The organism is Hyphomicrobium methylovorum (assembly GCF_013626205.1).
GTDB lineage: Bacteria > Pseudomonadota > Alphaproteobacteria > Rhizobiales > Hyphomicrobiaceae > Hyphomicrobium_B > Hyphomicrobium_B methylovorum.
Genome location: NZ_QHJE01000001.1, coordinates 704,826 through 719,868 on the forward strand (window position 1 = coordinate 704,826; position 15,043 = coordinate 719,868).

The window sequence follows — 15,043 nt, forward strand, 5'->3', positions numbered from 1 at the left end:
GCACTTTGCGCTAACAAGCGCGCGTTGATGGCGTTTGCCCGTGCATCTGCCTCGAGTCACCAATTCCTCTTGGAACCTTTGTAAAGCGAATGCACGAAGGCAACGATTTTCCAGAGCTCATCGTCGGTCTTGATCAGTTCGCCGAATGGCGGCATCGGGCCGACGACGCTTTCCTGGCCTTTGCGCGCCAATCCGTAATTCTTCTGTAGCTCCTGACTGCCCTGCGAAATCAGACGAAACAGAATGTCGTCGTCGCTGCCATACACCCAGGTTTCGTTCGTGAGCGGGGGACACATGCCACCGCCACCACCGCCGCCATGACAGCCGTTGCAGCTGTAAGAGAAGTACAGTTTCTTGCCTTCTTCGATCTTGTCTGGCTGATCGGTGTAAGGGTTTTTCATCGAACCGAGGGGATGTCCCTTGTCGACTTCCAGCGGAGGTTTGTTCTCTACCGGCGTCGGCTTTCTCGCCTTGAATTCCTTATAGGCCTTGGCCGCCGCCATCTTGGCCTCGGCCTGCGGATCGTCGGGATCGATCGCAATTTCATCATCAGCAATTACCGGGCGCGACGAAATCAAAGTCATCGCCGTCACTCCGAAAAGTGCGACAGCCGATAAAGCTAAAAGGGTCTTCCAGTATCTCACGAGTTGATCCTCTTCATTTGCCGTTGAAAGCGTGAAATTTCCCATTCACGTGACTATTGGCGATTATTTAAACCGTTCGCTCTTTCCTAAAATTCCCGAATTTCCGATTGCGCATCGTCAATTGCGTCGCGCTTGGGACAGCAGATTGAGCAGACTCACGACGGCCGTGTTCCCGTTCTGGCGTGCGACGTCGGCGGGCGTCTGACCGTCACGCGATTTGAGCGTGGGATCAGCACCGGCCTGCACAAGCGCTCCGACGATCGGCGCATTGTTATGGGCGGCGGCCAGAATGAGCGCTGTCACGCCAGAGCCCGACACATCGTTTACTTTCGCGCCCTTGGCGATCAACGCACGCGCAACCTCCAGCGGACCTGGATCGGTCGGATTGAGTTTTTCAATGCGGGACACACCGGCGCCGAGAGTCAACTCGCGGCTTTCGGTTCCGGAAATCAGCATCAATGGTGTGAGCTTCGCTTCGCCGTCCGCCGCCTCGACGTCGGCGCCCGCGTCCACAAGCGCAATCGCTGCCTTGTAAGCATTTTGCAGGATCGCGAGGGCGAGCGGAGTTACACCGTTGGGCGTCCGAAGTTCAACGTCAGCGCCGTGTTTGACGAGCACCGTTACCGCGTCCGGCAAATCGCGGAGAACCGCATGCTGAAGCGGCGTGAAGCCGTCCCGGTCGCGCTGGTTGACGTCTGCCTTGTTGTCGAGGAGCGCGGTTATAATCTCGGAACGTTTATTGCGCGAGGCAATGTGCAAAGGCGCGTAGCCTTCGGAATTGAGCTTGTTGACGTTGCCGCCCTTCTCGATGAGGAACGCCACGCGCGTCAGATCTCCTGCCAAGACCGCGTTCGACAATTCCTGATCGACACTCACGCCCTCTTTCAGCCAGGCTTCGAGCTTCTCGCGCGTGACCTTCTGGTCCGGCGCTACCGGCACGTTCGCGTTGGCCTGCTCATCAATAAGCGGCTTTGTATAAATGCCGTGCGAGGGGAGATCTCCCGGCACGTAACAGCGACTGCATTGAACGAGCGGCACGCCATAGTCGCGCAGAATTTTTTCGATCTCGGCCTTCTTGGCATCGATCGCGAGATCGAATTTGTACTTCAAAATCCAATCGATCTTGCGCAAGCCGATCGTGAGATCGAACTCAAGGGGAACGTCGTCTTCGTCGAGATTGACAGGCTGGACGACGATCGGCGCGCCTTTCATGGTCTTGAGCCAACCTGCAAAGGGGCCCCAGACGGCGGCGACGTCGAGCTTGCCGTCGATGACGTCCTGCACTTGCCGCCAAGGTTGAACGGACGGGTCGAGATCGGCGTTGTGGCTCAGCACGTGCAGCTTCACGTTGGTGCGAATACCGCGTTCGGCGAGAGCGGTGCGCAATGAGGACGTCTGGAAGGTTCCGATAGACAGCGTCTTGAGCTGCGGATCGTCGAGGTTTTTGATCTTGAGTCCGCGATCATTGCGATACGCGAGAACGTACGTCGTGCGATAGATCGGCTCCGTCGTCAGTACGCGCTCAAAGCCGACAGGAAGATCAAGAAGAACATCGCATTCGCCGGACTCGAATGTCTGTCGCGTAATTCCGCGCTCAAGGTAGGGACGCCAAAAATAGGTAACGTGCGTGCCCATCTCGGCTGCAATGAGTTCGATGATTTTATTTTCAAACCCAGCACGATTGATATCGGAGAGCGGCATGTTGCCGGGATCACCGCAAACGCGCAGTCCGCTCAGCTTGCGTGCGATGGCGGCTTTCTTGAGCGCCGTGTGATCGGCCGACGTCAGCGGCAACTGTGCTTCCAGGCGCGCGAGCGCTGCCTCAAGCCGCTGCTGATCCTTGTTCGCTCGATCATCGGCTGCAGCAGGCAGCGCCAACGAAAGACACAAAAGCGAAAGGGCCGCGGCAAACGAATAACGCATCATCAAAAAATTCCGGGTCGGTCCAAAACGAGTATTCGCTTGCGATATGCGGCACACGGAAAGGGTTTCGAGAGACGTCGGCGCCGGGCGAAACTTCATTCGCCCAGCGCCGTCCGTGTGCCCCGTGCGTTCGACTATTCCATCACGCGGAACGTGAAGAGCGTTCCGGCCTGAGGAATTTTGTCGAGGTTGGCAGCCTTGGTCATGGCCGTTGCACCGATCGCACCGAACTTATCGTTGAGATCGAGACCCGCCGTAACCGGCACGCCGATCCAGCCACCGATGCCCGAAAGGATCGAGACGTATTGCTTGCCTCCAACCTTGTAGGTGATCGGGTTGCCGATGATGCCTGAGGCGAGCTTGCGCGACCACAGCACCTTGCCGGAGTTACGATCGACAGCGCGGAAATCACCGCCCAGTGAGCCGTAGAACAGCAGTCCGCCATCCGTCGTCAGCGTTCCGCCCCAGTTGGGGTACTGATCCGGAATTTCCCAATCCGTTTCGCCCGTCAGGACGTCGAACTTCTTGATCTTTCCGGTGATGCCGGGCTTCTCCGGGAACATGTAGACGTTCGCGAAGACATAGACCGTGCCCTGCTGGGTATGGCTACGCTCTTGCGGCTCAAGCTCCATGCACCAGTTATTTGTGGGGCAATAGAACTTGTTCGGCTCCGCGGGATCGACCGAGCAAGGCTGCTGGTCCTTGCCGCCCATCGCTGAGGGGCAAGCATTGACGTTGCGGCCGCGCTCGAGAGGCGAATGCTCACGAACCTTGATCGGACGACCGGTCTTCATGTCGATCTTTTCGGCCCAGTTCACAGTGACGTACTTGTGGGTACGCAGGAGCGTGCCGTCGGTACGGTCGAGAACGTAGCTGAAGCCGTTACGATCGAAGTGGACGAGCGTCTTTTTATCCTGGCCGTCGATTTTCATATCGACGAGGACGTTTTCGTTGACGCCGTCATAGTCCCACTGATCGAACGGGGTCATCTGATAGGCGAAGACGGCTTCACCGGTGTCGGCCTTGCGACCGAAAATCGTCATCGACCATTTGTTGTCGAATTCACCCGTGTTGCACTCTTCGTGCGTCTTCTTCGAGCAGCGATACGACGGGCTCCAGAGACCCGGGTTGCCGGTCGAATAGTAGACCATATTCAGCTCGCGATCGTAGCTGAACCAGCCCCATGCCGCGCCGCCGCCGATTTTGTAATCGTCGCCGACGTGTGTGTGTATGCCGAGATCTTTACCGGCAACGCCGAAATGCGGATTGGCCTTGTTCGTGTCCTTCGTCAGGCACACGTCCTTATCCGAACCGGTCGAGTAGCACTTCCAAACTTGCTTTCCGGTTTTGAGATCGTATGCAGCGACGCGGCCGCGTGCCGCGAATTCATCGCCACCGAAACCGCTGATCACGAGGTTTCCGGCGATGACCGGTGCGCTGGTGATGGTTTCGCCCTTTTCAGGCCACGCGTGTTTGACGACCCAAACTTCCTTGCCCGTCTGAGCGTCGAGCGCGATCAAAAAGCCGTCGAGTGTGCCGTAGTAGAGCTTGCCATCAGCATATGCGGGACCACGGTTCACGGTATCGCAGCATGCGCGCGGCACGGCCGTCTCGTCACGGTCCGTCTGCTTGACGTAGTTCCAAATCTGCTTGGGATGATCGGGGTCTGACAGGTCAAGGCCCTGAGCGATGTTGCACTTCGACATTTCGGGGCAGCCGGAAACGAAGAACATCATTGGCTTGCCGCCAACGTCTTCAATCACGATCGGCTGGCCTTCGTGGCCGCGGAGTGCGCCGGTCGACTGCGACCACGCCATCTGCAGCTTCGATACGTTGTCTGTCGTGATGTCTTTCAATGCGCTGTGCCGAGTCAGGGCATTGTCCCGGCCGGGTGCGCCCCACTCATTCGGATTGGCGGCGTGCTTTTCCACCTCGTCTTGAGCGATGGCCGGAGCGGCAAAGCCGATCAGCATCGCCAGTATTCCCCCCGTTGCATAACGGAGCGATCTGAATTTCATTTTTTGTTTCCTCCTGGCCAATTGCGGGCCCGTCTCCGCGCTTGCAATTCAAGAGAGCCCGTCCGGCCGGGAATTCGAGGCGAGCAACACACTCGACCCAGACAGGAGTGGTCTGGGATCATTCAGGAAGACCTGGAAAGTGGGTTGCCGGCGAACGATCCCGGCCATGTACCGGCCCGACTTCGATCCATTCTTGATGCAGATCGCGATCGGGCTGACAGGCGGACGTTAGTGTCCGTTTTTCTCACCAACCATGGGACTTCTTCCTGCCCGCAATAGGAAGATTTCCTCATCACGCGCTTGTGACGATATTACAGAACAGAATGTCTTTGATGACGCCGACGTCTTCATCATTGCGAAGCCGACCGCACAAAAAAATTGGCGCCGAGCAGGAGAACAGGAGGAGATCCGCTCGGCGCCAAATTGTACGTGGCTCAAGCATGTTCTCTAGGAATCTGCACGCGCGCCAGTGGGCAAAACTCCCGAATTTTGTTCGTCAATTCTCCCGAGGCGTTTTCAGTCCGTCTCAAGTGCGAGCGCGGCCAGCTTCTCTCCCAGGTCACTGATACCTTCGAGCCCGTCGCAATTTGCGAGCAGCGAAACTGAAATCCAGCTTTTCGAAGTCCCTTTCACGATCAAGTTAAACGACGTGAATCCCGAGACCGTGCCGGTGTGAAAATAGCGATCCATTCCGCCCTTGTGCGTGATGAACCAACCCATCCCGTAGTAAGTCCAGACATCAACCCGGGCCTGATCTGAAAGCATGAGATCGCGCATCGTCGGCGTCAGAACTTCATCCGTCATAAGTGCCGTGTTCCAGCGGAAGAGATCCATGACCGAACTCGCGACGTCGGCGCTGCCCTTTAGCCAATCGGGCGCGGCAAACGGCGGTGGACGCGTGAAGTGGGGATCAGCGAGAGCGGCCACAATTTTTGGGTCGGATGCGAAGCCTGTTTGCGTCATCCCAAGACGAGCGAAGATCTCGTCATTCAGAGTCTGGCGATAGCTGCGATAGTGCCCGGCTAACTCCACCGCTTCCATGATCTCGGCCAGCAGGAAATAACTGGTGTTGGAGTACTCGAATTCCCCCGGATAGCCGCTCGGCCGGAAGTCACCCAACTCGCCAAGAAGCTTGCGCGCAGGCACGCTGCCCCAGGGATCGAGTTGACGCGGCGGCTTCCTGGTGAAGTTTGGCAAGTTCGAAGTCATCGAAAGGAGATGACTAACGGTGATCGGCGGACCGCCCTCAATCGCCCATGCGTCGGCCACTCGCAAAACATCGGCAACCGGAAGCGATGGCGATAGCTCTTTGCCCGTCAGACCCGCGCGATCATGCTTTTCCATCAATCGAAGGATCGCTGCCGCCGTGAACTGCTTCGTCAGCGATCCAACCATGTAGATCGTGCGCGACGTTGCAGGAACGCCTGTTCTGGCCTCGCCGAATCCATCGGCAAACAGCACGTTTCCGTCACGGCCAATCGCAACACTCATGGCGGGAACGGCAGGCTGCCCAGCCGTTGACCCAGAACTCATAAAGTCTGCGACGAGCGCCTGAACGCGTTCCGCCAGCGGGCGTGCGCCAGTTGCCAAACTCATCGATGGCGTGAATATCCATAGACCGACGGCGAGAAGTAAAATCCTCATGCGCGTGGCTACTCCAGTCACCCACCTGCCAACGGCCGTCCTGGGAATATCTCCCGATGAAAGCCGGGAACGCAATAGAGACTTCGCTCCCGCTCCGGTTCGGCGTAAACACGGAGCCCATTGCAGGTCATCACCGTTGGGGCTCTTCAACGGAACTGTGGAGGCTCAAGATGCGACAGTCGTATTCTATAAACCGCATGGCGCTCCTGCTGCTTGTCGCGGGAATTGCGGCCGCCATCACAACGCAATCCGCTGCTGCCGCCGACGATCCTTGGCCGGATATTCGAGAAAGCGTTTTCCAGAATAGAGCTGTCATCGAGAATGACGGAAGCGTGCAGATCTTCGCGCCGAACCAAGCGGATGACGCAGCCGTCGTGCCGGTGTCCATCAAAGTTCCGTCATCCGTTGCGCCAACGGTGAAGTCTCTCACCCTTATTATCGACCGCAATCCCTCTCCAGTCGCCGCGACGTTCGCGTTCGGTGATGCGTTCCGCAACGGACCTGACGTCGGCGAACGAACGATTGCGACGCGTGTTCGCGTCGATGCGTTCAGCCGTGTCCGCGCCATTCTGGAAACGACCGATGGCACGCTGCATATGGCGTCGAAATTCGTCATTGGCTCGGGAGGATGTTCGGCACCCGCATCGAGAGATCCGGCTGATGCGCTGGCCCGCTTGGGGCAAACACAGCTCGTCGTTCTCCGTGACGGCGACCAGGCGACAGCGTGGCGCGAGGCTCGCGTCATGATCCGGCATCCGAATTTTACCGGACTGCAGATGGATAAGAAGACGGGCGACTATACCCCTGCCCGCTTTGTGAATTCCATCGACGTACGCCAAGGCGACAATCTTCTTTGGCGGATGGAAGGCGGCATCTCGATTTCGGAAGATCCCAATATCCGGTTCACTTTCGGAACCAACAACCCCGCCGATCTCGAATTCAGTGCAACGGATACGGAAGGGGCGACCTTCAAGGCGCAGGGAGCGATATCTCCGCCCTCATGATGGGCGCGCGTTCGTTGATTTGATTGTCTGTCGTGAGTTGACAGGTCAGCGTTCGGCGTAGCGCTTCTACGATCTGGTCTTCCGTTTCGACGGATAGATAAAGACCATCCGTCGTTTCGGCGAGACAGCGTGCGCCGAAGACGGCACCAAGCCCGCTCGCTTCGCGATGACGATATCCGATGACGTGAACCGTTAGATCGGCCGCATTCGCTTTCAAATTCGCGGCAAGATCGCAGGGTTTACCCGCGCATGTTTCCTCGCCATCCGTCAGCAGCACGACGACGGCGGGATTGTTGCGGTAGTCGAGAATATCGGCAGCGTCTTTCACGGCCTCCGTCAGAGGCGTGCGCCCTGCGGGCGTGATCTTGTCAATCTCGGCCAGGATCGTTGCCCCGGCATTCGTTTGCGGCCGGAGCTTTAGCTCGATGCTGTCGCATCGGTTGTAGGCACCCTGTCCGTAGACGATCAATCCCATCCGGCGCGTCGCGGGGATTTCCGGAACGATGCGCCGGAAGGCGCTTTTCACGCGCGCAATATGCGGCTCCCTACGTCCCAAGTCGGTCGTGCCCATGGATCCCGACGCATCGAAGACAAACATAAGATCTTTCGAGCAGTCGCCGCGCGGATCGCTTTTCTGGGGTTGCGCTACCGCGCCAAATGATTGCGTCCAGGTGATCGCTGCAAATGCGATACACGCCCAATTCCAGCGACGGCTGACGATCAGGTCCCGTGTCTGCGCTAATCCCATCTTGAGATCACTTGCGCACCAAGCTGGAAATATCCCATACGCGCGCCTTGCCATCGTACGAGGCCGTCACGACGCTTTTTCCGTCTGGTGAGAATTCGGCGTCTTCCACTTCCATCAAATGGCCAGCCAATACGGCAAGCGGCGCGCCAGTTTTTGCGTCCCAAACGCGCGCGGTCTTGTCATGCGAGGACGTCACGAGGAGCATATTATCTTTGCTCAACGCCAGCCGCATGACGTAACGCGTATGCCCTTCGAAGCTGGCAACGCTCGCGCCGGTTTCAACGTCCCAAAGCCGCGCCGTCTTGTCCGTCGATGCTGAGTAGAGCTTCTTCCCGCTATCATCGAAAATGACACGCAGAATACCGCGTTTATGTCCCTCCAATGTTCGCACCAGCGTGCCTTTCTCCACATCCCAAAGCCGGACGAGTTTATCGCTCGACGAGGTGGCGATCAGTTTTCCGTCCGGGCTGAATACTGCGCTCGTGACCATGCCGCCGTGATCGCCGAGCGTGAAAAGCAATGCGCCAGTCTTTGCGTCCCAGACTTTCGCCGTCCGGTCGTTCGATGCCGTGACGAGACGCGATCCATCGGCGTTGAATTCCACGTCCGCGATGTTTCCATCATGCCCGACGAGTTTCAGCAGCTCCTTGCCCGTTTCTGGGTCCCAGATGCGTGCCGTTGCATCCAGCGATCCGGTTGCGATGCGGCTGCCGTCTCGACTGAATGTTACCGCTTCGGTCATCGCGGTATGTCCGACGAGATCGCCCTTTGCTGCGCCGGTCTCACCATCCCAAAGCTTGCCTGATCCATCGCGAGCGACGGTGACGATCATCTTGCCGTCTGGACTAAACGCAGCGTTGCGCACGCCTTCAGCATGACCCTTAAGAACGGCAATCTCCGCACCCGTTTCCGCGTTCCAAAGCCTCGCGGTTTTGTCGCTCGAAGCTGTCAGAATGTGGCGGCCGTCAGGACTGTACATCGCTGCCCAGAGGTCGCGGGTATGCCCGGCCAGGAGCAACTTCGCCTCGGTTAGCGTCGGTGCATCCGCGAGTGCCGCCGAAGACGCGACTGCGCAGAGAAGGAGCGCGGAAAGCACCGCTATTTTTCCGAACGTCATCGCGGCTCCTTCCGGTATTGACCGAATGCAGCACCATGCTAACGAATAATCGGCAGCAACAATGGGAATACTTCCCGTTATTCTTGTTCAAGTCATCCAACCGTTGCAGTGGCCGCCGGGTGCGATTTAGAGAGCGTCCTTGCGGCATCCACCAAAAGCCCGTCCGCCGTTAGGAGACCCCTCATGCGTCTACCGATCTTGCTTTTCGTTCCCTTGCTGATCCTGACGAGCGGCGCAGCGCCCGCGCTGAGCGCGGAACAAGCCGCGTTGCCAGAGCGCAAAGCCGGGCTCTGGGAACTCAAGACGACGATGGATGAGGGAAATGGTCCACGCGATCAGACCATGACTCTCTGCGTCGATCAGGCGATGGAACACAACACGGTGCAGAACAGCATTCTGGAGCACAAACGGAGTTGCGCTGCCTATGACATCAAAGCCGAAAACGGCGGAACGGTTGTCGATGCCGATTGCACCTTCAATCAGCGGAAGGTTATTTCCACAACGAGCATGAGCGGAGATTTCAAATCCGGATTCGAAATCAAAATCGATAGCACGACGAGTGATCCGGAGAAGACGAACCAGTCCGTGGTTATCAAGCGCACCATCGCACAGACCGGGAAGTATCTTGGCGAAGCATGCGGGGATCTGAAGCCCGGCGAGGCGAAGGGTTCAGATGGCTCGAAATTCATGGTGCAATAAGTTCGCAGGCATACGTCGTCGGATCTCGATTAGGCCTTCTACGCCTCGCGGACGCTCAAATTGCGCACTGACGCTTGTTGCCGTGGCGGCTCTCGCTGCGCCGTTTGCAACCGGTGTGCGTGCAGGCGATCCACAAGTGATCAACGATTGCCCGCAGGAGCATTGCCCTACGCTGGTCGTCGTTCCGGCGTCGCCGCCGGGATTCGAAATCGGTTCTCCTGCAAACGAACAAGGCCGCTTGCCGTCAGAAGAACTGCACGCCGTTTCCATCAAATCATTTGCAATTGGCCGATTTGCAGTTCGTACGTCTGAGTACATGGCATGTGTTGCTGCGAAGGGCTGCCCTCCCCCGGAATGGTTGGAGCCTGGCAACGACAACAATATCCAAACGGGTACAGGCGTTACGTACAAGAGTATGGGCGCCTACATCACGGGCGACGATCAACCGATCGTTGGGATCAGTTGGGACGACGCAAATGCTTATGCAGCATGGCTATCGAAGAAGACCGGGCATCGCTATCGCTTGCCGTCAGAAGCCGAGTGGGAATACGCAGCGCGTGGAGGAAGCAAGACGCGATACTGGTGGGGCTACGAACCCAAGCTGAACGGCAAAGTCATGGCGTGTTGCCGGGGCTGCGGCAGCGAACGCGACGGCGATGGCCCGTTCCCGGTCGATCATTTCGAGGCAAACCCGTTCGGTCTTTTCAACGTTCACGGGAATGCCTGGGAATGGGTCGCGGACTATTTCTGCGAGGCTTACAGCAGCGGCCCATCGGATGGTTCCGCGCGACAATCGAAGAGTTGCGGGGTGCCGGACGCTGTCGAAGGGCTGCGCGTTTTTCGCGGCGGGTCCTGCTTTTACGAGCCTCGCCAGATGCGATCTGCGATGCGATTGCGGAACTGGCCGTCTTTCCGCAACCAGACGGTCGGGTTTCGGATAGCCCGCGACCTCAAGCCTTAGCTGCCGTGCTAGACGAGCTTCAGTTCGACGGCGATACGCACCATTTCAGACGACGTGCGTGCGCCGAGCTTGGTCCGCAGCATCGCGCAATCGGCGGCAACCGTTTTGTACGATACGGAAATCTCGTTTGCGATCTCCGCCATACTGCGCCCCCGAGCCAGCATGCGCAGGACAAGATGTTCGCGGTCGCTCATCAGCGCCGTCGTTCCGCGAGCCTTGGCGCGCAGCAAGGCCATCTCCTGAATCAGCTCGTCGGAAATCCAAGATTCGCCCCGCGCGACCGCAAGCACCGCATCGCGCAAATCGAAGGGATCGCCGTTTTTGCTCACGTAGCTTTTGGCGCCGCACTCAATCGCCTGGATAGCAAGCATCGGCGTGTCGCTCATCGAAAACACGACGATGCGCATGTTCGGATCGGCCGCAGTGAACTCCCGCGTCAGTTCAAGTCCGGAGGCGTCCGGGAGATTGATGTCGATGACGGTGACGTCGGGATTTTCGCTCTGCACGGCGGCGCGCGCCGCGGCGGCTGTCCGCGCTTCCACCATTTCCACTCCATCATCTTCCGAGAACAGCGCGCGACATCCGGAAATGACGATCGGGTGGTCCTCGACGACGAGAAGTTTCACGATTGGCTTCGCTCTTATTGACCTTTTATTGTTTGGTTCTAACCGGCGACGACTGAAATTCAACGCAGAAATTTCGAGAATTTTTCCTGAGCGAGGCGGCGGTTTTCCATGTCCATTCAGTTGCGGCTCAATCTGGCCATTGCACTTCTCATGGCGCTTGGCCTGTTCTTCATGATCGGATTCATTCTGATCGATGCGAAGCCAAGAACGGAAGCCGAGAACGAAAGCACGATTTTCCTAACGGAAACGCTGATTAAGTCGTCACTGCAAGCGCTGAAAGAGTCTGCAGACCCTCAGGAAGCGCTGAACCGACTTGTTGGAGAACTCAGGAACCTTCGTCATGCTTCGGTGCGGCTCGCGTCCTCTCCGATAGATGCCGGAAAAGGCGCGGAAGAGGTCGAAGAAGGCTCGTGGATTCCGTGGGAAAAATCCGAGCCTCTCACGGCATTGAGCATTCCCGTCGAAGTCGGCGGGAAGGTGATCGACACGATCGAGATTTTACCGCGCCCCGGAGACGAGCTTGAGGAGCTTTGGGAAGCTATCGCCCGCATCTTCCAATTGGGCGTCATCATCCTGGCGGTAACGCTGCTTCTGACGTGGGTGATCATCAACCGATCTCTCAAGCCTGTGCATGCGCTGCGGAACGCAATGGGTCGGCTGGAGGCTGGTGACTTTGACTTCAGGGTGAAGGAAGAAGGCCCGCCCGAACTAAAAAGCATTTGCGGGAGTCTCAACGGTCTCGCGGCCGCTCTGCAGACCGCGCAGAAGGAGAACCGCAGTCTCACGGCGCATATGATCCTCATTCAAGATCAGGAGCGGCGAGACATTGCCCGTGAACTTCACGACGAGCTCGGACCGTATCTCTTTTCGATGCGGACGGATGGCGCGCTTTTGGGACGCGAACTTGAGAAGCCCGAGCCCGACCTCACCAAGTCTCAGCGCCTGACCAGCCAGATCATCGGTCACGTCGATCAGCTCAGACAGACGAACCGTCGTGTTCTTGAGCGGCTCACTCCTCCCGGTTTGTCAGAACTCGGTCTCAGCGGCGCTATTCAGGCGATGGTCGCGATGTGGCGGCGCGGAAAGAGCGACGTTGAAATCGATCTCAATCTCGAAGGGACGCTCGACCTCCTGGATGAATCCACTCGGCTGACCGTCTATCGCATCATTCAGGAAGGGCTGACGAATGCGTTTCGGCATTCTGGCGCAGAACATATTTCGGTCGGGGTATTCTTGCGGGAGAAGCCGCCGTTGGGGACCGGTGGAAGCGATCAGAACAACGTAGGGGTTGTTGAGGTTTCCGTCCGTGACAATGGGCACGGGCGGCCTGAACCGAGTCAGGACGGGTTCGGTCTCAGGGCCATGCGCGAGCGCGTCAGTGCGCTTTCCGGATCGTTTTCGTTCGCGTCTGTCGAGGGCAAAGGCACTGACCTCAGCGTGACGTTGCCAGCAAGTCTGGCCGTTAGCTGACGCCAGGAACCACTTCTGCCCGCGTCGCGCGGGCGAACTTACGCCAGGTGCCCCAGGCGACGACCGCGAGGAGCACCGCAATTGCCAAGATCGCAAGCGAGACATAAATCGCTGCCGGATCGGTTGCCCTGCCCCACCACCGGATCGCATAAGCCGCGATAAGCGCGGCGCTGGTTATCGCGCCGGCGGCTTGCAGCCAAGCGCGCACTGGCGCGGCATTCTTCAACAAAAGCGCGAGGGCGAAACTCAGAGCAACAGCTATGCAATAGACCGGAAGCAGAAAATTCTTACCGGTTGCGAGCGATGTTATGGCCGTCAGCGCGAGCGCTGCAGGCTGGCTCCATACGACGGCGGCCCAGATGCGCTCCCAAACCGGAACCGCGCGACCTTTATCGCGACGTCGCGCCAACCAAATAACGACACCGCTTTGCGTAATCACAGTCAACGCAAGACCGAGCAGCACGTAGACGAACTTGATGCCAGCGCCTCCGAACCAACCGAAATGCAGCGGCTGAAGCACGCCGAGGATCTGCTGCCCGATGCCGCCTGTTTCGAGGCCGCCGTCGCCGAGCGATTTTCCGGCGTCGTCGAAATAATAGATGTTGGCAAATGCAAGGTGGCCGGGCGTGCGCATTGCCAGATGCACGATCTGTCCCTGATGGCCGGGGTGCTGAAAGTTAGCTGAAAAGAAAACGGCATCGCCGCGCTCTTTCTTCACAGCTTCAATCATCGCCTTGATGTCAGGTAGCGGTGCCGCCACCTCCACTTCCTCGGCCCTTGGCCCGAGAATAGCGGAGAATGCCTTTTCGGAATCTCCGTCGTAGGCCGCCAGCGCGAGCACGCCGACAATCAATGTCGAAAGCCCGAGCAGCGCTCCCGCCAACGTCACGACGAAGTGAAACGGAAATCCCCATACGCCGAGACGATTGTGAATGTCTGCTTCCTGAAGCCGCTTCGAGCCACCCCATCGAAAGGCGAACGCATCCTTGAACAAGCGCGGATGCGAGAGCAGACCAGATAGCAGCGACGACAGCAACGCAACTCCCGTCAGTCCGACAAGGAACATCCCCCATACGCGCGGCAAATGCAGATTCATGTGAAGCGCGCCGACGAATTCCGACATCGGGGCCACCACCCGTGTAACGAGGTGTCCGTCTGCGTCAGCGAGCCATTCACCACGCCCGCCGCCTTCGTGGCCTTGGTATGAAATGACGAGGCGGGGATTGAGCGCAGATGGACCGGTGATGTCGATATGGTCGTGCGCGTTGTCCGCCACAGCTTGCGCGTAGCCGCTGGTGACTGCTTCGCCGATAGCATCGAGCGATAACGGCGTTTGGATCAACGGGCCGTCGGGCTGCTCCCAGCGATTGAGTTCATGCATGAAAACGCAAACAGTGCCGGTGATGCAGACGATGTAGATCAGCGCGGCGAAGGCCAGACCCAATGCCGAGTGTCCAGCAAGCATAGCCTTGACGAATGCGGGCGAAAGAAACGGCTTTCGGCGCATTTGTGTGGATGATCTTTCGTTGCTTGCGACTTCAGTCATGCGGGTAGCAATTTCGGTAGAAAAGCGATGGCATAGCCGGTCGCGGAAATCGCGAGCAGCAAAAGGGTCGCGCGAAGGATCTTCGCGTCGGCGAGCGTCCACGCCATGCCCGCTCCCCACAGCACCGGCACCAATATGCCGCCGATAACGACGCGGTCGTGCACCCCGAACGGCATGGCGACCGCAAAGGCAACGCCGACCCCGATTGCGGCAACACCTGCGAGGACGATCGAGAGCAAACTTTTGGCGATGGCTCGCGTCCAATTGGTCGGGCGGTCTTCAGGTTCGAGTGCCGCAGCCAACGAGCTGGCAGAACGAAGCTTATTGCCTCGCCGTTCTATCGTCAGCGCGACGATCGCATAGGCGGCGAGCGCCAACGCGAGAAGCCCATAGGCGATGCCGACTTCTGCGCTCGATTGCAAAGCGAAGCACACGAAGCCAGCAATGACGAGCGCCCAGCCGCTGAGAACCCTCAGCCACGAGCCATTTGGTCGGGCCAGCCAGTTCAGCCGCAGCAGCCAAATTCCCGCTGCGATCAACATCGTGCCCGCGAGCGCTGTCGACACGTTTTGTGTAAGCGCGTCGACCGTCTGCAAACGGATCCTCGTTCCTTAGTGTTTCCGGCGGGCGAGATCGCAGCCGA

The 15,043-nt window shown here is 58.4% G+C and carries 13 protein-coding genes; 4 read left to right on the plus strand and 9 right to left on the minus strand.

The window, feature by feature from the left end:
• Positions 1 to 56: 56 nt before the first annotated feature.
• The 4 genes from DLM45_RS03660 to DLM45_RS03675 all read right to left on the minus strand — a co-directional run bounded on the left by DLM45_RS03660 (position 57) and on the right by DLM45_RS03675 (position 6,229).
• Positions 57 to 584, minus strand: a complete 528-nt coding sequence (locus DLM45_RS03660) for a c-type cytochrome (protein ID WP_210269784.1) — start codon at positions 582 to 584, stop codon at positions 57 to 59.
• Positions 585 to 761: 177 nt separating this feature from the next.
• On the minus strand, positions 762 to 2,570 hold the full coding sequence (locus tag DLM45_RS03665) for a quinoprotein dehydrogenase-associated putative ABC transporter substrate-binding protein (protein WP_181335634.1): 1,809 nt from the start codon (positions 2,568 to 2,570) through the stop codon (positions 762 to 764).
• 131 nt (positions 2,571 to 2,701) lie between these two features.
• Positions 2,702 to 4,585: a PQQ-dependent dehydrogenase, methanol/ethanol family gene (locus DLM45_RS03670; RefSeq protein ID WP_181335635.1), complete on the minus strand. Its 1,884-nt coding sequence runs from the start codon at positions 4,583 to 4,585 to the stop codon at positions 2,702 to 2,704.
• A 516-nt stretch (positions 4,586 to 5,101) separates the two neighbouring features.
• Positions 5,102 to 6,229, minus strand: coding sequence for a serine hydrolase domain-containing protein (locus tag DLM45_RS03675; protein ID WP_181335636.1), 1,128 nt, complete (start codon positions 6,227 to 6,229; stop codon positions 5,102 to 5,104).
• 170 nt (positions 6,230 to 6,399) lie between these two features.
• Here DLM45_RS03675 and DLM45_RS03680 point away from each other — a divergent pair, with 170 nt between their 5' ends.
• A complete protein-coding gene (locus DLM45_RS03680; RefSeq protein ID WP_181335637.1) occupies positions 6,400 to 7,233 on the plus strand; it encodes a quinoprotein dehydrogenase-associated SoxYZ-like carrier in 834 nt (277 codons plus the stop codon).
• Here DLM45_RS03680 and DLM45_RS03685 read toward each other — a convergent pair.
• Together DLM45_RS03685 and DLM45_RS03690 are read right to left on the minus strand one after the other, a co-directional pair.
• Positions 7,199 to 7,981, minus strand: a complete 783-nt coding sequence (locus DLM45_RS03685) for a vWA domain-containing protein (RefSeq protein WP_210269785.1) — start codon at positions 7,979 to 7,981, stop codon at positions 7,199 to 7,201. The genes DLM45_RS03680 and DLM45_RS03685 overlap by 35 nt on opposite strands.
• Positions 7,982 to 7,988: 7 nt before the next feature.
• The gene (locus tag DLM45_RS03690; RefSeq protein WP_181335638.1) at positions 7,989 to 9,098 is read right to left on the minus strand and encodes a WD40 repeat domain-containing protein; all 1,110 of its coding nucleotides are present in this window, start codon (positions 9,096 to 9,098) and stop codon (positions 7,989 to 7,991) included.
• A gap of 183 nt (positions 9,099 to 9,281) precedes the next feature.
• Here DLM45_RS03690 and DLM45_RS03695 point away from each other — a divergent pair, with 183 nt between their 5' ends.
• The gene (locus DLM45_RS03695; RefSeq protein ID WP_181335639.1) at positions 9,282 to 9,797 is read left to right on the plus strand and encodes a DUF3617 domain-containing protein; all 516 of its coding nucleotides are present in this window, start codon (positions 9,282 to 9,284) and stop codon (positions 9,795 to 9,797) included.
• Between the two features lie 82 nt (positions 9,798 to 9,879).
• Complete coding sequence (locus tag DLM45_RS03700; protein ID WP_181335640.1) at positions 9,880 to 10,758, plus strand: SUMF1/EgtB/PvdO family nonheme iron enzyme; 879 nt, start codon at positions 9,880 to 9,882, stop codon at positions 10,756 to 10,758.
• A gap of 8 nt (positions 10,759 to 10,766) precedes the next feature.
• On the opposite strand, the gene DLM45_RS03705 is transcribed toward DLM45_RS03700, so the two are convergent.
• Positions 10,767 to 11,384 carry a response regulator gene (locus DLM45_RS03705; protein WP_181335641.1) on the minus strand — a complete coding sequence of 206 codons (618 nt, stop codon included), beginning with the start codon at positions 11,382 to 11,384 and terminating at the stop codon, positions 10,767 to 10,769.
• A gap of 108 nt (positions 11,385 to 11,492) precedes the next feature.
• On the opposite strand from DLM45_RS03705, the gene DLM45_RS03710 reads away from it, so the two are divergent.
• Positions 11,493 to 12,854, plus strand: coding sequence for an ATP-binding protein (locus DLM45_RS03710; protein ID WP_181335642.1), 1,362 nt, complete (start codon positions 11,493 to 11,495; stop codon positions 12,852 to 12,854).
• On the opposite strand, the gene DLM45_RS03715 is transcribed toward DLM45_RS03710, so the two are convergent.
• Together DLM45_RS03715 and DLM45_RS03720 are read right to left on the minus strand one after the other, a co-directional pair.
• Entirely contained in the window at positions 12,847 to 14,400 is a 1,554-nt protein-coding gene (locus DLM45_RS03715) for a PepSY-associated TM helix domain-containing protein (RefSeq protein WP_181335643.1), read from the minus strand. The two genes, DLM45_RS03710 and DLM45_RS03715, sit on opposite strands and share 8 nt — an antisense overlap.
• On the minus strand, positions 14,397 to 14,996 hold the full coding sequence (locus DLM45_RS03720; RefSeq protein ID WP_181335644.1) for a hypothetical protein: 600 nt from the start codon (positions 14,994 to 14,996) through the stop codon (positions 14,397 to 14,399). Before DLM45_RS03720 ends, DLM45_RS03715 begins: the two co-directional genes overlap by 4 nt.
• Positions 14,997 to 15,043: the final 47 nt, after the last annotated feature.